This window comes from Burkholderia sp. BC1 (assembly GCF_052683555.1).
In genome coordinates this window covers 23,243-38,765 of the sequence record NZ_JBQYLP010000010.1, presented here as the reverse complement: position 1 = coordinate 38,765, position 15,523 = coordinate 23,243, and the positions used below count along the sequence as shown (strand labels likewise).

13 protein-coding genes are annotated in these 15,523 nt (G+C 68.0%); 6 read left to right on the top strand and 7 right to left on the bottom strand.

Features of this window, described 5'->3' with window-relative positions; translation table 11 throughout:
* Positions 1-328 precede the first annotated feature (328 nt).
* Positions 329-3,316 (top strand): amino acid adenylation domain-containing protein, encoded by a 2,988-nt coding sequence (locus tag ACSHSS_RS07125; protein WP_175795045.1) that lies wholly within the window; start codon positions 329-331, stop codon positions 3,314-3,316.
* Positions 3,317-3,383: 67 nt separating this feature from the next.
* Here the strand turns inward: ACSHSS_RS07125 and ACSHSS_RS07120 are convergent, their stop codons facing one another.
* Both ACSHSS_RS07120 and ACSHSS_RS07115 read right to left on the bottom strand, forming a co-directional pair.
* The gene (locus tag ACSHSS_RS07120; protein ID WP_445544772.1) at positions 3,384-3,866 is read right to left on the bottom strand and encodes an OsmC family protein; all 483 of its coding nucleotides are present in this window, start codon (positions 3,864-3,866) and stop codon (positions 3,384-3,386) included.
* Positions 3,867-3,920: 54 nt separating this feature from the next.
* Positions 3,921-4,850, bottom strand: coding sequence for a 2-hydroxyacid dehydrogenase (locus ACSHSS_RS07115; protein WP_105823115.1), 930 nt, complete (start codon positions 4,848-4,850; stop codon positions 3,921-3,923).
* Between the two features lie 167 nt (positions 4,851-5,017).
* Here ACSHSS_RS07115 and osmF point away from each other — a divergent pair, with 167 nt between their 5' ends.
* From osmF to ACSHSS_RS07090, 5 genes are all read left to right on the top strand, one after another.
* The gene (osmF, locus tag ACSHSS_RS07110) at positions 5,018-5,941 is read left to right on the top strand and encodes a glycine betaine ABC transporter substrate-binding protein OsmF (RefSeq protein ID WP_006411484.1); all 924 of its coding nucleotides are present in this window, start codon (positions 5,018-5,020) and stop codon (positions 5,939-5,941) included.
* Positions 5,938-7,116 (top strand): ABC transporter permease, encoded by a 1,179-nt coding sequence (locus tag ACSHSS_RS07105; protein WP_006415840.1) that lies wholly within the window; start codon positions 5,938-5,940, stop codon positions 7,114-7,116. The genes osmF and ACSHSS_RS07105 overlap by 4 nt, the downstream gene beginning before the upstream one ends.
* Positions 7,113-8,051: an ABC transporter ATP-binding protein gene (locus tag ACSHSS_RS07100; RefSeq protein ID WP_006415829.1), complete on the top strand. Its 939-nt coding sequence runs from the start codon at positions 7,113-7,115 to the stop codon at positions 8,049-8,051. Before ACSHSS_RS07105 ends, ACSHSS_RS07100 begins: the two co-directional genes overlap by 4 nt.
* Entirely contained in the window at positions 8,048-8,839 is a 792-nt protein-coding gene (locus ACSHSS_RS07095; RefSeq protein WP_060095357.1) for an ABC transporter permease, read from the top strand. The genes ACSHSS_RS07100 and ACSHSS_RS07095 overlap by 4 nt, the downstream gene beginning before the upstream one ends.
* A gap of 173 nt (positions 8,840-9,012) precedes the next feature.
* Positions 9,013-9,672, top strand: a complete 660-nt coding sequence (locus tag ACSHSS_RS07090) for a lytic transglycosylase domain-containing protein (protein ID WP_105855540.1) — start codon at positions 9,013-9,015, stop codon at positions 9,670-9,672.
* Between the two features lie 210 nt (positions 9,673-9,882).
* On the opposite strand, the gene ACSHSS_RS07085 is transcribed toward ACSHSS_RS07090, so the two are convergent.
* The 5 genes from ACSHSS_RS07085 to ACSHSS_RS07065 are packed head-to-tail and all read right to left on the bottom strand — an operon-like array spanning position 9,883 to position 15,510.
* A complete protein-coding gene (locus ACSHSS_RS07085; protein WP_006396314.1) occupies positions 9,883-10,323 on the bottom strand; it encodes a dihydroneopterin aldolase in 441 nt (146 codons plus the stop codon).
* Positions 10,320-10,952 (bottom strand): sarcosine oxidase subunit gamma, encoded by a 633-nt coding sequence (locus ACSHSS_RS07080; protein ID WP_035955596.1) that lies wholly within the window; start codon positions 10,950-10,952, stop codon positions 10,320-10,322. Before ACSHSS_RS07080 ends, ACSHSS_RS07085 begins: the two co-directional genes overlap by 4 nt.
* The gene (locus tag ACSHSS_RS07075) at positions 10,942-13,953 is read right to left on the bottom strand and encodes a sarcosine oxidase subunit alpha family protein (RefSeq protein ID WP_012216439.1); all 3,012 of its coding nucleotides are present in this window, start codon (positions 13,951-13,953) and stop codon (positions 10,942-10,944) included. The genes ACSHSS_RS07080 and ACSHSS_RS07075 overlap by 11 nt, the downstream gene beginning before the upstream one ends.
* Positions 13,950-14,249: a sarcosine oxidase subunit delta gene (locus tag ACSHSS_RS07070; protein ID WP_006396311.1), complete on the bottom strand. Its 300-nt coding sequence runs from the start codon at positions 14,247-14,249 to the stop codon at positions 13,950-13,952. Before ACSHSS_RS07070 ends, ACSHSS_RS07075 begins: the two co-directional genes overlap by 4 nt.
* A 16-nt stretch (positions 14,250-14,265) precedes the next feature.
* Complete coding sequence (locus ACSHSS_RS07065; RefSeq protein ID WP_006396310.1) at positions 14,266-15,510, bottom strand: sarcosine oxidase subunit beta family protein; 1,245 nt, start codon at positions 15,508-15,510, stop codon at positions 14,266-14,268.
* Positions 15,511-15,523 lie beyond the last annotated feature (13 nt).

The window sequence follows — 15,523 nt, the reverse complement described above, 5'->3', positions numbered from 1 at the left end:
CATCCGCTTCAAAACGACACCGACCAAGTACACGCCTCGGGGCCACGCACATGAGTTAGTCGCGCTCGTTGTCCGCCATCAAGACCGCCGCGTCTTTTTCGATTCATCCCGTCAAGCCGTTGTCTCGCCTGCTCGTCCGGGTGCGGCCGCTTGCGCGCCGCGCGCAGAGGTACGCGCGATCGCGGCGGAAAAAGCCGTCGTCGCCATCGAAAAAAAATCGCGCGAAATGCAGTGATCGTCTATTGGACGATCATTTGCCCGCTATTTACCCAACGATTTTTGATCCGTATTTGAAACTCGCTCACCGCAGTATCAAAGGAGGATTTTCATGGGAATTGAAACAGTCGAGTCGACCGTTCTGCACGCCTTTGCTGCACGCGCAGCAGAAGCGCCGAATCGCATCGCGGTTCTCTCGCGCGATGCATCGCTGACCTACGGCGAACTGGACGCGCGCAGCAATCGCGTCGCGCGGGCGCTGATCGCGCGCGGCGTCGCGCCGGGCAGCCTCGTCCCGGTCGAAGCCGTGCGCTCCGCCGATTTCCTCGTGGCGCTGCTCGGCGTGCTGAAGGCCGGCGCCGCCTACATTCCGATCGACGATGCGTATCCGGCGGAGCGCAAACGCCACATCTACGAACAAAGCGGTGCGACCGTCGCGCTCCACGCGCGCGCCAATGCGGCCGCCGAACCGTCGAGCGCGGGCGTCGCGCCGCTCGCGGTCGCGTCGCTGATCGGCGACGATGCGCCCGACGGCGAGTTGCGCACACCGGCGCCGCACGATCTGCTCTACGTGATTTTCACGTCGGGCACGACCGGCCGGCCGAAGGGCGTCGAAATCGAGCATCATGCGGTCGCGCGGCTAGTCGACTGGCACAACCGGCAGTTCGGCGTGACGGCCGCGAGCCGGATGCCGCTAATGGCAGGGCTGAGTTTCGACATCTCGCAGTGGGAGATCTGGTCGGCACTGACGGCCGGCGCGACGCTGCTGTTGCCCGACGAAGAGATCCGCCCCGACGCCGATGCGCTGGTCGCGTTTCATCGCGACCATGCGACCACGCACGCGTTCGTCCCGACCGTGATGGTGCCCGACTTCGTGCGCGCCTCGCGCGGCAGCGATCTGGCGCTGCGCTACCTGTTCACGGCCGGCGAAAAGCTGCAGCCGGTCGACACCGACGGCACGACGTACACGCTGATCGACTTCTACGGACCGACCGAGACGACGATCTTCGCGACGATGCATCGCGTGCCGAGCGCGACGCTCGGCCGCCCTTCGTCGATCGGTCATCCGGTGCCCGGCGCGACGATCCATGTGCTCGACGCTCAACTCGCGCCGCTGCCCGACGGCCAGGTCGGCGAGCTCTGCATCGCGGGCCCGTGCGTCGCGCGCGGCTATCTGAACGACCCGTCGCTCACGCACGACAAGTTCGTCGCGCTGCCGCACGATCGCTCGCAGCGGCTGTACCGCACGGGCGATCTCGGACGCCGGTTGCCCGACGGCACGATCCAGTATCTCGGGCGCATGGACGATCAATTGAAGATCCGCGGCCACCGTGTCGAGCTCGGCGAGATCGCGTCGGTGCTGTCGACGCAGCCCGGCATCCGCAAGTGCGCGGTGATTGCCGTCGAGGACGCGTCGAATGCGAAGGAAATCGTCGCGTTCGTCGTGCCCGACGCCGAGCACGCGAACGGCGACGTGATCGGCTCGATCCGCACGCGGATCCGCGCGTGCCTGCCGCACTACATGCGTCCGCGCCGCTACGTCGTGCTGCCCGAGCTTCCCGTCACGCTAAACGGCAAGGTCGACAAGGCCGCGCTGCGCGAACTCGACGACGGCAGCGCGGCGCGTGCATCGCAAGCGGGCTGGCGCGACGACAGCATCGACACCGCGATCGCGCGGACGCTCGCACCGATCCTCGGTCATACCGATTTCGGGCCGGCCGACAATTTCTTCGACATCGGCGGCCACTCGCTGCTGATCGCCGAGTTCGTGCGCCGCCTCGGCGAAACGTTGCGGATGAAGGTCTACGTGCGCGACGTGTACGAGTGTCCGACGGGCGCCGCGCTGCGCGAGCGCCTCGAAGCGCGGCTCCACGAGCGGCAGTCGCTGCTCGATGCGGAGCCGGCGCGCGCGCTGCGCGACGACATCGCGCTGCCGGACGGCATCGCTTCGTTCCGCCCGTTCGATACGCGCCGGCTCGAACGGCCCGCACATATTTTGCTGACGGGCGCGACGGGCTTCGTCGGCGTGCATCTGCTGGCCGATCTGCTCGAGCGCACCGACGCGGTCGTGCACTGTACGGTGCGCGCGGCCGATGGCACATCCGCCCGCGCGCGGATCGTCGAACAGGCGCAGCGCTATCGCGTCGCGCTGCCCGATTCGTCGCGCTGGGTCGCACATGCGGCGGACCTGTCGCTGCCGCGGCTCGGCATGAGCGATGCCGATTACCGCACGCTGGCGGGCTGCGTCGACGTGATCTATCACTCGGCGAGCGCGGTCAACTTCATTCAGCCGTATTCGTACATGCGCACCGACAACGTCGACGGGCTCAAGCGCGTGCTCGCGTTCGCGGCGGACGGCCAGCCGAAGGCGCTCATGCTGCTGTCGACGATTTCGGTCTACAGCTGGGGCCATCTGCACACCGGCAAGACGACGGTGTCCGAAGACGACGACATCGATCAGAACCTGCCGGCCGTGATGACGGATATCGGCTACGTGCGCAGCAAGTGGGTGATGGAGAAAGTGGCCGATCTCGCGGCGTCGCGCGGGTTGCCGCTGATGACGTTCCGCCTCGGCTACGCGACGTTCCATCGCGACACGGGGCTCAGCGCGAACTATCAGTGGTGGGGGCGGCTCGTGCGCACCTGCATCGATCAGCAGCAGATTCCCGATCTGCGCAATCTGCGCGAAGGGCTGACGACCGTCGACTACATGACGCGCGCGATCGCGCATATTTCGCGCAATCCGTCGGCGCTCGGCCACAAGTACAACCTCGTGCATACCGACGACAACAACCTGACGCTCCGGCAATTCTTCGAGCGCCTCGAACGGCATTTCGGATTGCGCTTCGAGACCGTGCCGTTCCGTCAATGGCTCGACGGCTGGCAGCACGACACGGCCGCGCCGCTCTATCCGCTGCTGAGCCTGTTCCGCGACGTGATGTACGACGGACGCTCCACCGTCGAGCTCTATCAGGACACGTACCGGTGGCGCTGCGACCGCGTGCAGGCGGCACTACAGGGCAGCGGCATCGAGGAGCCGACGTTTACGCGCGACGAACTCGCGCGCTATCTGACGCAGTCGATCGGCCATCGCGTGTAACACACGGCAGGACCGGCGCAGCACGCACGATCGCGCGAGCGGTCGTGCGTGCGCGTCTACGGTGCACTCATTGCGCGCGATGTTCCCACGTCCCTTCGACGTCGATCGTCGTGCGCACCGAATTCGCGAGAAAGCAGGCGTCGTGCGCGGCGTGATGCAGCGCCGCGACTTCGTCGTCGGTCGGCGCACGCTCGCCGCCGAACGTGACGGCCGGCTTCAGCACGATGCGCGTCACGACTTCCTTGCCGGCGTCGTTCTTCGCCATCGTGCCTTCGGCCGCGTCGCGATAGCGCGTCACGACGAAGCGCCGCTGCGCGGCGATCGACAGAAACCACAGCATGTGACAGCTCGACAGCGCGGCGACGAACGCCTCTTCCGGGTCGACCGCGGCCGGATCGGAGAACGGCACGCGCACGACGTGCGGCGAACTCGACGCAGGCACCGTCACGCCGCCGTCGAAACGCCATTCGTGCCGGCGGCTGTAGCGGTTGTCGACGAACTTGTCGTCGGGGGCGGCCTGCCATTCCACTTCAGCGATGTACGTCAACATCGGAATTCCTTCGTAGAAGAAAAAGATGCGTGATGTGCGCGGCGGCGGCCGCACTCACAGCGGCGTGAGCAGCGGCTCGCCCGCGAAATGCCGCGCGGCGTTGTCGAGAAACTGCTGCACCGAACGATCGAGCGCCTCGGGCGACCAGCCGCCGAGGTGCGGCGTCAGCACGACGTTGTCGAGCGCGGTCAGCGCGCGCGGCGGTTCGGGTTCGCCTTCGTACACGTCGAGCGCCGCGCCCGCGAGGCGCCGTTCGCGCAGCGCGTCTGCCAAGGCAGCGGTATCGACGACGCTGCCGCGCGAAACGTTGACGAGAAACCCGTGCGGGCCGAGCGCATCGAGCACCGTGCGGTCGATCAGATGGCGCGTGCCCGCACCGCCCGGCGTCGCGACGATCAGAAAATCGGCCCACTGCGCGAGCGCGTCGAGCCGTTCGAAGTAGCGGTACGGAACCTGCTTCGCCGCGCGGTTGTGATAGCCGATCTCGATGTCGAAGCCCGCCGCGCGCCGCGCGCATTTCTCGCCGATCCGGCCGAGCCCGACGATGCCGAGCCGCTTGCCCGACACGTTCGGCGGCATCGGCAGCGCGTCGCGCCAGACGCCCGCGCGCGTCGCCGCATCGAGCCGCACGATGCCGCGTACCGCGGCGAGCAGCAGTGCGAACGCATGATCGGCGACGCAGTCGTCGTTGGTGCCGGCGCCGGTGACGACCGCGATCCCGCGCGCCTTGGCATGCGCGACGTCGATCTGCTCGTAGCCGGCGCCGAGCGCGCCGACGAGCGTGACCTGCGGCAGTGCATCGATCTCGTGCGCGGCGAGCCCCGTGCTGCCGTTGGTCAGCACCGCGCGGATCGTGCCGCCGTGCTTGGCGATCGTGCGTGCGCGCAGCTCGGCCGTCGGTGCGTAGCGCACCTCGAACGACGCGGCAATGCGGCGCTGCGCGTCGTCGCGCAGCGCAATGAGGACCAGCAGTTCCGGTTTCATGGCAGCAGATGTCCGCAGGGCGGGAACGGCTTGCAGTGTAGCAAGGCCGCGCGCCGGCCGCCGGTTGTCCCCACGCGCGTAGGGGCCACGCGGCCGCACGCGGTTTGCCAAAGCGGGCTCAGTCAAGTAAGTTTCGGCGTACGCCCCCGTCCTGGAGATTGGCCACGATGAAGCTCGCCCTGCCCGCCCGGATCCTGGGCCTCGCACTCGCCGCATCCGTCGTCGCACCCGGTGCACACGCGGATGCGCCCGTCGTCGTATCGTCGAAGATCGACACCGAAGGCAACCTGCTCGGCAACGTGATCGCGCAGGTGCTGAAGGCGCACGGCATTCCCGTCACCGAAAAGATCGCGCTCGGCGCGACGCCGATCGTACGCAAGGCGCTGACGAGCGGCGAGATCGACATCTACCCCGAATACACCGGCAACGCCGCCTTCTTCTTCAACAAGGCTGACGATCCGGTCTGGAAGAACGCGAGCCAGGGCTACGACACCGCGAAGCAGCTCGACTATGCGGCGAACCACCTCGTGTGGCTCGCGCCGGCGCCCGCCAACAACACGTGGGGCGTCGCCGTGCTGTCGTCGGTCGCGCAGGCGCGGCATCTGAAGACCTTCAGCGATTTCGGCAAATGGGTCGCGGGCGGCGGCAACGTGAAGCTCGCGGCATCGGCGGAATTCGTCAACAGCGCATCGGCGCTGCCGTCGTTCGAGAAGGCGTACGGCTTCAAGCTGAAGCCCGATCAGCTCGTCGTGCTGTCCGGCGGCGACACGGCCGCGACGATCAAGGCGGCCGCGAACCAGACCGACGGCGTGAACGCCGCGATGGTGTACGGCACCGACGGCGGGATCGCATCGAGCGGGCTCACGGTGCTCGACGACGACAAGCACGTGCAGCCCGTCTATGCACCGGCGCCGGTGATCCGCGAAGCGGTGCTGAAAGCGCATCCGCAGATCGCCGACTATCTGAAGCCCGTGTTCGCGAGCCTCGATCTGAAGACGCTGCAGATGCTCAACGCACGCATCCAGATCAACGGCGAGCCGGCGGCCGGCGTCGCCAAGAGCTATCTGAAATCGAAGGGCTTCGTGAAATGACGATGCGCGCGGCGGCCTGCGCGCGGCGCGTGACACCGGACAAGGTCGGCATCCTGATCGGCGTGCTGACGATCGTCGCCGTGCTCGGCATGCCGTTCGTCGTGCTGCGGCCGAATCGTATCGCGGCCGGCACCGGGCTGTCGGTGTTCGCGGCGCTGCCGGTCGCGCAGGGTGCGGCGCTCGCGACGCTGTGGATCGTCGGCGCCCTGTGGGCGATGACGGCGAGCCGCCCGACGTGGCGGCTCGCGGCCGGCTGCACCTGGCTCGCGACGCTCGCGTATGCGCTCGGCGCCGCCACGTCGCACGCGGTCGCACCCGACGACATGCTCGCGCGCGTGTCGCCGGCAGCCGGCGTGTGGGTACTGCTGTTCGCCTGGGCCGTGCTCGTCGCGGACGCGCTCGCGCGGCTCGCGTTCGGTCCGTGGCGGCGGCTCGCCGCGCTCGTCGTCGCGATCGCGGCGGTGTCGGTGCCGCTCGCGACCGGCTGGTGGGACGGGCTCTCCGTGATGCGCGAATACGCGGTGCGCAGCGACGACTTCTGGCGCGAGGCGAGCCGTCATCTGTCGCTCGCGGGCGGCTCCGTCGCGGCCGCGCTCGTCGCGGGGCTGCCGCTCGGCATCGCATGCGCGCGCGCGGCGCCGGTGCGTGCAATCGTGATGCCGGTGCTCAATATCGTTCAGACGATTCCGAGCATCGCGATGTACGGCCTGATGATGGCGCCGCTCGGCCTGCTCGCCGCGCACGTGCCGCTCGCGGCGGCGCTCGGCGTGCGCGGCATCGGCGTCGCGCCGGCCGTGCTCGCGCTGTTCCTCTACTCGCTGCTGCCGATCGCGTCGAGCGTCGCGGTCGGGCTCGCGCAGGTGCCGCCGCATGTGACCGAAGCGGCGCGCGCGATGGGCATGACGCGCGCGCAGCGGCTGTTCCGCGTCGACCTCGTGCTTGCGCTGCCGGTGATCCTGAGCGGCGTGCGCGTCGTGCTCGTGCAGAACATCGGGCTGACCGCGGTCGCCGCGCTGATCGGCGGCGGCGGGTTCGGCACCTTCATCTTCCAGGGAATCGGGCAATCGGCGGCCGACCTCGTGCTGCTCGGCGCGATTCCGACGATCGCGCTCGCGCTCGCGGCCGCGGTCGTCTTCGAAGCCGCGACGTCGCTCGCGAAAGGACGGTCCGGATGATCGAGATCGATCGCGTCGGCAAGCGTTTCGGCGACATCGTCGCCGTCGACGACGTCTCGCTGACGATGAAGCAAGGCACCATCACCGCGCTCGTCGGCGCATCGGGCAGCGGCAAGTCGACGCTGCTGCGGATGATCAACCGGCTGATCGCACCGACGAGCGGCACGATCCGCATCGACGGCACCGACACGGCCGGCGTGCCGCCCGAGCAGCTGCGGCGGCGCATCGGCTACGTGATCCAGGGGCACGGCCTGTTTCCGCACTGGAGCGTCGCGCGCAACATCGCGACGGTGCCGCGCCTGCTCGGCTGGCGCCCCGACCGCATCCGCGCGCGCGTCGCCGAACTGCTCGAGCTGTTCCATCTCGCGCCGGCCGAGTTCGCCGACAAGCTGCCGCACGAACTGTCGGGCGGCCAGCAACAGCGCGTCGGCGTCGCGCGTGCGCTCGCGGCCGAGCCCGCGATGCTGCTGATGGACGAACCGTTCGGCGCGCTCGATCCGATCATCCGCAACAAGGCGCAGGACGATCTGCTCGCGTTGCAGCGGCGCCTCGGCATCACGGTCGTGATCGTCACGCACGACATCGAGGAAGCGCTGAAGCTCGGCGACACGATCGCCGTGATGGACGGCGGCCGCCTGCTGCAGGTCGCGACACCGGCCGACATACTCGGCAATCCGGCCGCGGGCGTCGTCGAGCAGCTCGTCGCGGGCGTCGACCGCCCGTTGCGCCTGCTCGCGCTGACACCGGTCGACGCCGTCGCCGAAGCGGGCCACGCGGACGGCGCGCCGATCGAGGCCGCGCGCACGCTGCGCGATGCGATCTCCGAGCTGCTGTGGCGCGGCGTCGACGCACTGCCGGTCGACGACGGCCACGGCCGTCCGTCGCGCCGCATCACGCTCGACGCGATCCGCGCGCATGCGAGGAAGCCCGCATGAGTGCGCGCGATGCGCTGCACGGCACAGCGTCGGCGTCGCGGCCGTTCGCGGCGCGCCGGCTCGTCGCGCCCGCGGCGCGCGCGGCCGCGCTCGCGCTGCTGCTCGTGCTGCTGCTGCGCCCGGCCTGGCTGCACGGCTGCTTCGCGCCGTTCGCCGACAACGGCGCGCCGGTGATCTACGATCGCGCAAGCCTGCTCGATCTCACGCTCGCGCATCTCGGTACGGTCGCGCTGTCGAGCGCGATCGGCACGCTGATCGCGGTCGCGGCCGGCATCGCCGTCACACGGCCGTTCGGCGCGGATTTCCTGCCCGTCGCACGCAGCATCGTCGACATCGGTCAGACGTTTCCGCCGGTCGCCGTGCTCGCGCTTGCCGTGCCGGCCGTCGGCTTCGGATTGAAGCCCGTGCTGATCGCGCTCGTGCTGTACGGGCTGCTGCCCGTGTTCGAAAGCACGATCGCAGGGCTCGAGGACGTGCCGCGCGACGTCGTCGAAGCCGCGCGCGGGATGGGGATGAGCGGCTGGCAGCGGCTGATGTCGGTCGAGCTGCCGCTCGCGTTCCCGGTGATCGTCAACGGCATCCGGCTCGCGGTCGTGATCAATCTCGGCACCGCGACGATCGGCTCGACCGTCGCGGCGCGCGGGCTCGGCGACGTGATCATCGCCGGCCTGCAGACGTCGAACACCGCGTTCGTGCTGCAAGGCGGCGTGATCGTCGGGCTGCTCGCGGTGCTCGTCAGCGATGCGATCGGCGCGGTCGCGCGCATCGCGGCCGCGCGACGCGCATAGCGCCTAACGCGTGCCGCGACGCGAGCGTTCGTCAGGACGCCGTTGCGTGTTCATGCAACCGCTTCGGCGCCGCCCGTCACACACCTACAGATCGCTTTCGTTCGAGCGCCGCTTCGAATGCGCGGCGGAATTGGCCGATATACTGTGCGCCTTCCGTTCTCCCTCATTCGCCCATGCGACGGTTACTCTGGCTGATCGTGCTTTCGTTCGGCGTCGCGCACCAGGCGTCGGCGCAATCGGCATCGGCGCCGGCCGCGCCCGCTGCCGCGGACGTTGCGGCCGCATCGATCGCGCTGCCCGCGTCCGATCCGCTCGCCGCCGCCGATCAGCCGAACGAAGCCAATCGGCGGATTACGGCGTATCTGACGAAGAAGTTCGGCGTCGCGAAGGAAAAGGCGATCAAGCTCGCGGACATCGTCAGCGCGACGGCGACGAAATATTCGCTGCCGCCGGCGCTCGTCTACGCGATCATCTCGATCGAATCGCGCTTCCAGGAAAAGGCGCGCGGCCAGCATGGCGCGACCGGGCTGATGCAGGTCGTGCCGGCCGCGCATCGCGGGCTGCTGCGCAACGTGAAGGATCTGACCGAACCGAACGCGAACGTCGAGGCCGGCTCGGCCATCCTGTCCGGGTATGTGAAGGCGGCCGGCGGCAACGTACAGGCCGCGCTGAAGAGTTACGGCGGATCGAATGCGTATGCGGCCAAGGTACTGCAGCGCGTCGACTCGTTCCGCTTCGTGCTGGAACCGGCCGACGAGGCGAAAGCCGCCAGTGATGCGAAGGCGCGCATGGTGCCGGTCAGCGATTCGTCGCCGGCGCCGCGCAAGCCGTAAGCGGGCGCCGCGCGGATCTCGGAGCAGGCAGGCAAGCATAAAGCGTTGTCGCCGCGACGGAACAGCATAGTCAAGAAAATATCGGAGCTATAGGCGCGCCAATGCAAAACGGCCCATTGTTCCGATATTTCAGGAACAATGGGCCGTTTCTCGCCGGTCGCATCGATTATTCCGATATTCCAGGAATAATCCCGCCCGCACCGCCAGCGCTCAGATCTGCCCGGCCGCGCCCGTCCACCGCAGATAATCGCCGCGCGTCCAGTCGAGCGACACGCCGACGCGCTTCGTGCCGGGCCGGATCTTCGGCTTGTGCACCGACAGCGTCAGCGATTCGAGCGCGGGCCATTCGCGAAACGACAGCGCCGCGATATCGGCGACGAGCGTCTCGAGCAAGCGCGTATGCGGCTTGTGCGCGAGATACGACGCGATGCGCGCGCAGTAGCCGTCGTAATCGATCCACTCGCCTTGCTCGCTCGGCTCGCAGCGATACTCGAGCCGCGCATCGATCACGATCGGCTGCGGCGCTTCGTGCTCGTGCGCATGAATGCCGACGCGCGCGGGCACCTTCAGTTCGTCGACGAACACGCTCCAGCCGCGCCCGCGCAGGCGCGGTCCGTCGATCGCCGCGAACGGTTCGTCGAACGGCTTCATGATGCGAGCGGCGCCGCGGCGTCGAGCATGATGCGCACGAAATAGTCGGCGAAGCTGCGGCGCACGACGAGCTCGTACGATTCGTCGCCGGTCGGGATCAGCACGATCGAGGCCTTGAAGTAGTGCGACTGCGCGCACTGGCCCGGCTTCAGCACGCGCGGATGCAGATCGAGCGGGCAGCCGCGTGCGAGCACGTCGCGCACGCGCTCGCCGCTGATCTCGACGACCGTGTAGCCGCTGCCGACGTCGACCGCCGCTGCATACGAGCCCTGCACGGCCTCGGCGAGCTGCGCTTCGAGCACGCCGGCCTGCACGGGCCCGTTCGAGCGCACGAGCCATTCGTCGGGGCCGAGCCACAGCACGTCGTAATCGGCGCTGCGCGCGACGGTGTTCGGCTCGGCCGGCGGCCGGCAGCCGACCACGCGTTCGAACGCGCTGACGAACGCCGGATCGCTCAGCTCACCGCGCACGTTCACGAGATCGAGGAACGGCCGCTCGCGCAGCGTGAACTTCTTCGAGGCGCGCGCCTGATGCGTTTTCAGCAGGTCGGCCGCGCCGACGAACGGCGACTCGAGCCGCACGCTGCCCGTGCCCGCCACCGGCGTCTGGTTTCTGGTCTCATTCCACATGCTGGCGCACCCCTTCCGTATCGTAGAAAACCGGGCTCGAGATCTTCGCGGTGACGCGCTTGCCGTTGGCCAGCGGAATCACGACGCTCTCGCCCATCTTGTTCAACCCGCCCTTCACGACTGCCAGCGCGATCGAGCGCTTGAGGATCGGGCTGTAGTAGCTCGACGTCACATGGCCGATCATCGGCGTCGGTTCGACCGTCGAAATCTGCGTGTCCTTCGCGACGATCTGCGCGCCTTCCGGCAGCACGAACTGCTCGTCCTCGGTCAGCAGGCCGACGAACTGCTTGCGGCCTTCCTTCGCGGTGTCCGAACGCGACAGCGAACGCTTGCCGAGGAAGTCCTTCGACTTCGCGACGAGGCCGCCCATCCCGAGGTCGTACGGCGTGACCGAGCCGTCGGTGTCCTGACCGACGATGATGTAGCCCTTCTCCGCGCGCAGCACGTGCATCGTCTCGGTGCCGTACGGCGTGATGTCGAACTCGGCGCCCGCCGCCATCAACGCTTCCCACACCGCGCGGCCCGCATTGGCCGGCACGTTGACTTCGTAAGCGAGCTCGCCCGAGAAGCTGATCCGCATCACGCGCGCCTTCACGCCCGCGACGGTGCCGTTCCGGTAGCTCATGAACGGGAACGCTTCGTTGCCGAAATCGATGTCCTGGCAGACCTTCTGCACGACCTTGCGGCTCTTCGGGCCGACCACCGCGAACGTCGCCCAGTGATCGGTGACCGACGCGAGGCGCACCTTCATGTCGGGCCATTCCGTCTGCAGCCAGCGCTCGAGCCAGGTCAGCACGCGTGCCGCGCCGCCCGTCGTCGTCGTCATCATGAAATGCTGATCGGCGAGGCGCACCGTCACGCCGTCGTCGAACACCATGCCGTTTTCGTCGAGCATCAGCCCGTAGCGGCACTTACCGACCTCGAGCTTGTTCCACGGGTTCGTGTACATCCAGTTCAGCAGCTTCACCGCATCGGGGCCCTGGATGTCGATCTTGCCGAGCGTCGAGGCATCGAGAATGCCGACGCTGTTGCGTACCGCCAGGCATTCGCGCTTCACGGCCGCATGCAGGTCCTCGCCCTTCTTCGGGAAGTACCACGGGCGCTTCCAGTTGCCGACGTCCTCGAACATCGCGCCGTGCTCGACGTGCCATTCGTGCACGCAGGTCTTGCGGATCGGATCGAGGAAGTCGCCGAGCTCGCGGCCCGCGAACGTGCCGAACGATACCGGCGTGTAGTTCGGGCGGAACGTCGTCGTGCCCGTTTCCGGAATCGTCTTGCCGAGCGCCTGCGCGAGAATCGCCATCCCGTTGATGTTGCCGAGCTTGCCCTGATCGGTGCCGAAGCCCATCGCGGTATAGCGCTTCACGTGCTCGATCGACTCGAAGCCTTCGCGTGCGGCAAGCAGGATGTCCGCCGCCGACACGTCGTTCTGGAAGTCGACGAACTGCTTCGGCCCGCGCGCGGCGGCCTCGCGGCTGCCGACGAGCCAGAGCGGCTGCAGTGCGCCTTCGACCGTTTCGGCAACCTGCGGCGCCACCGGGCGCTGCGCGGCCGTGAAGCCGGCCGCCTTCGCGGCTTCCGCACCGGCGTCGAGCGCGAGGCGCAGTGCGCGCGCCAGCCCGAACTCGCCGGCGGCCGCGCCGACGCTCGCCTCGGCCTGCACCGGCTTGCCGGGCAGGAAGCACGCCTTCTCGTCGCTCCAGCATGCCTTGCCGCCCGACTGCGCGAACAGGTGCAGCACGGGGCTGAAGCCGCCCGACATCGCGAGGAGGTCGCACGGCAGCGTCTGCAGCTTGCCGCCGGTCTGGCCGTTCGTATAGGACGCGACGTCGACCGACGATACGCGCCATTTGCCCGATGCAGCCGTTACGACCGTTCCGCTCATCACCGTCACGCCCTGCCGCTTCGCCGCGGCCGGCAGCGCGCCGTTCGACGACGCGCGCGAATCGACGACCGTCACCTTCGCGCCGCAGGCCTTCAGATCGAGCGCGGTCTGGTACGCACGGTCGTTGTTCGTGAACACGACCGCGTTGCGCCCCGGCAGCACGCCGAAGCGATGAATGTAGGTCGACACCGCGCCGGCCAGCATCACGCCGGGCAGATCGTTGTTGCCGAATACGATCGGCCGCTCGTGCGCGCCGGTCGCGAGAATCACGCGCTTCGCACGCACCTTCCACAGCAGTTCGCGCGTGCCCTTGCGCATCGACACCGGCAGATGATCGGTCAGGCGCTGCGTGATCGTCACGAGGTTGTGATCCTGATAGCCGAACGCGGTGCTGCGCGACAGGATCGTCACGTCCGGCAGCTTGCGCAGCTCGGCCTCGATCTTCTCGACCCATTGCAGCGCCGGCTTGCCGTCGATCTCCGCACGGCACGACAGCAGGCTGCCGCCGAGCTCGCGCTGATCGTCGACGAGAATGACGCGCGCGCCGGCCGTCGCGGCCGCGTGCGCAGCGGCGAGACCCGACGGGCCACCGCCGACCACGAGCACGTCGCAATGCGCGTAGCACTTGTCGTAGCGATCGGCGTCGAGCGTGTCGGGCGCCTTGCCGAGGCCGGCCGCCTCGCGGATCTTCTCTTCATACTTCGGCCACATCTTGCGCGGCCACATGAAGGTCTTGTAGTAGAAACCGGCGGGCAGGAAACGCGACAGCTTCTGGTTGATCGCGTACTTGTCGTTCTCGAGCGACGGCTCCGCATTCACGCTCGTCGCGACGAGCCCCTGATACAGCTCGATCTCGGTCGCGCGTGCGTTCGGCACCGTGTACGGGCCCGACTCGAGCTGCACGACGGCGTTCGGTTCCTCGACGCCGGCCGTCACGATCCCGCGCGGACGGTGATACTTGAAGCTGCGCGCAACGAAGTGCACGCCGTTCGCGAGCAGTGCGGACGCGAGCGTGTCGCCCTGGAAGCCCTGATACGTGCGTCCGTTGAACGTGAACGTCAGCGGAATCGCGCGATTGATGCGGCCACCGGTGCCGAGGCGGTCTTTCTGGCTCATTTGCTCGTGCCCTCTTCGTGTGCGTTGCCGGCGGTCGCCCCGCCGAACTTCTCGTAGCTCTTGATTTCGTACGTGACGGTGTCGCGCGTGACCTTGAACCAGCGGCGGCAGCCCTGCGTGTGCAGCCATTGCTCCTTGTGGAGCCCGCGCTTGTTCTCGCGCATGAACACGTACTCGCCCCACTCGCGGTCGGTCATCGTTTCATTCGCGACCGGGCGCACGATGTCGGCTTCGCCGCCGCACGTGAACTCGGATTCGGCGCGCGGCCCGCACCACGGACATTCGATCAGCAACATGTTGGTTTCTCCTCGTTCAGTGCGCGACGGCGGCGGCGCCGTGTTCGTCGATCAGGTGGCCGGTGTAGAAGCGGTCGAGCGAGAACGGCGCGTTCAGCGGATGCGGTTCGTCGCGAGCGATCGTATGGGCGAACACCCAGCCCGAGCCCGGCGTCGCCTTGAAGCCGCCCGTCCCCCAGCCGCAGTTGAAATACAGCCCCTTCACGTCGGTCTTGCTGATGATCGGGCAGGCGTCCGGCGACACGTCGACGATGCCGCCCCACTGACGGTTCATGCGCACGCGCGAGAACACCGGGAACATTTCGACGATCGCCTGCAGCGTGCCTTCGATGATGTGGAAGCTGCCGCGCTGGCCGAAGCCCGTGTATTGGTCGATGCCCGCGCCGATCACGAGGTCGCCCTTGTCGGACTGGCTGATGTACGCGTGCACGGCGTTCGACATGATCACCGAGTTGACGACGGGCTTGATCGGCTCGGACACCAGCGCCTGCAGCGGATGGCTTTCGATCGGCAGCCGCACGCCGGCCATGTCGGCGAGCGTCGTCGTGTTGCCGGCCGCGACCACCGCGACCTTTTTCGCCTTGATGAAGCCCTTCACGGTATCGACGCCGACCACCGCGCCGCCTTCGCGGCGAATGCCGGTGACCTGGCAGTTCTGGATGATGTCGACGCCCGCGCGGTCCGCACCGCGCGCGAAGCCCCATGCGACCGCGTCGTGACGCGCGACGCCCGCGCGACGCTGGATCGATGCGCCGAGCACCGGATAGCGGCTGTTCAGGTTGATCGTCGGCTCGATTTCCTTCACCTGCGCGGGCGTCAGGAATTCCGCATCGACGCCGTTGAGCCGGTTCGCGTTCACGCGGCGCTCGGTGTCGCGCACGTCCTGCAGCGTATGCGCGAGGTTCATCACGCCGCGCTGGCTGAACATCACGTTGTAGTTGAGGTCCTGCGACAGCCCTTCCCAGAGCTTCATCGCCTTCTCGTACAGCGCGGCCGATTCGTCCCACAGATAGTTCGAGCGCACGATCGTCGTGTTGCGCGCGGTATTGCCGCCGCCGATCCAGCCTTTCTCGAGAATCGCGACGTTCGTGATCCCGTGCTCCTTCGCGAGGTAGTACGCGGTCGCGAGCCCGTGCCCGCCGCCGCCGACGATCACGACGTCGTACTCACGCTTGGGCTCGGGGCTCTTCCATTGCTTCTCCCAGTTCTCGTGATACGAGAGGCCGTTGCGGAACAGGCTGAATATCGAGTAGCGGCTCATGTTGATGGTCCTT

Excerpts from the sequence above, each read along its gene's own strand:
- ACSHSS_RS07095 (WP_060095357.1), top strand. The coding sequence starts at position 8,048 with ATGAGTGCGCGCGATGCGCTGCACGGCACAGCGTCGGCGTCGCGGCCG.
- osmF (WP_006411484.1), top strand. The coding sequence starts at position 5,018 with ATGAAGCTCGCCCTGCCCGCCCGGATCCTGGGCCTCGCACTCGCCGCA.
- ACSHSS_RS07105 (WP_006415840.1), top strand. The coding sequence starts at position 5,938 with ATGACGATGCGCGCGGCGGCCTGCGCGCGGCGCGTGACACCGGACAAG.
- ACSHSS_RS07100 (WP_006415829.1), top strand. The coding sequence starts at position 7,113 with ATGATCGAGATCGATCGCGTCGGCAAGCGTTTCGGCGACATCGTCGCC.
- ACSHSS_RS07065 (WP_006396310.1), bottom strand. The coding sequence starts at position 15,510 with ATGAGCCGCTACTCGATATTCAGCCTGTTCCGCAACGGCCTCTCGTAT.
- ACSHSS_RS07080 (WP_035955596.1), bottom strand. The coding sequence starts at position 10,952 with ATGTGGAATGAGACCAGAAACCAGACGCCGGTGGCGGGCACGGGCAGC.
- ACSHSS_RS07085 (WP_006396314.1), bottom strand. The coding sequence starts at position 10,323 with ATGAAGCCGTTCGACGAACCGTTCGCGGCGATCGACGGACCGCGCCTG.
- ACSHSS_RS07075 (WP_012216439.1), bottom strand. The coding sequence starts at position 13,953 with ATGAGCCAGAAAGACCGCCTCGGCACCGGTGGCCGCATCAATCGCGCG.
- ACSHSS_RS07090 (WP_105855540.1), top strand. The coding sequence starts at position 9,013 with ATGCGACGGTTACTCTGGCTGATCGTGCTTTCGTTCGGCGTCGCGCAC.
- ACSHSS_RS07125 (WP_175795045.1), top strand. The coding sequence starts at position 329 with ATGGGAATTGAAACAGTCGAGTCGACCGTTCTGCACGCCTTTGCTGCA.
- ACSHSS_RS07070 (WP_006396311.1), bottom strand. The coding sequence starts at position 14,249 with ATGTTGCTGATCGAATGTCCGTGGTGCGGGCCGCGCGCCGAATCCGAG.
- ACSHSS_RS07120 (WP_445544772.1), bottom strand. The coding sequence starts at position 3,866 with ATGTTGACGTACATCGCTGAAGTGGAATGGCAGGCCGCCCCCGACGAC.
- ACSHSS_RS07115 (WP_105823115.1), bottom strand. The coding sequence starts at position 4,850 with ATGAAACCGGAACTGCTGGTCCTCATTGCGCTGCGCGACGACGCGCAG.